General features: G+C 43.0%; 1 protein-coding gene. It reads right to left on the bottom strand.

The features are described from left to right. Positions 1 to 128: 128 nt before the first annotated feature. Positions 129 to 423, bottom strand: a 295-nt coding sequence (locus IM753_RS12880) for a hypothetical protein (protein WP_255518679.1), incomplete at its 5' end; no start/stop codon positions are given.

The raw sequence follows: 423 nt of genomic DNA on the forward strand, positions 1-423 counted from the left end.
CATAAAAATACAGTAGCAACATGATGGGTGTTGATACGATCGCCAATAAAATAAAAGGTAGTAGTCTAAAAAGTATGCCAAACTAGGTTTTCCGTTCGCCCTGAGCCTGTCGAAGGGTAGGAAAACCGTCATGGTTCGACAGGCTCACCACGAACGGTTTTCCTTGTAGCATACTTTTTGAACCAGAGCCAAATAAAAATTTTGACAAACCCCAAATGAGATGCACCCCAAGAGACATGTAGTAGCTCAAAAAATCTCTTAATAAACTTGAACGCCTGATATCCGATCAAATAGCCAATAACAAGAACCATGGATACCACACAGACATAAGCCAAACTTCTGGCAATCATGCTACCGCCTTGCACCACATGCCACCATGGGTAGCCATGATATGCTGCTTGACCCCAACCATAAGCGTAAGCT

The sequence above is a fragment of the Moraxella sp. K127 genome (genome assembly GCF_015223095.1).
Taxonomy (GTDB): Bacteria; Pseudomonadota; Gammaproteobacteria; order Pseudomonadales; family Moraxellaceae; genus Moraxella.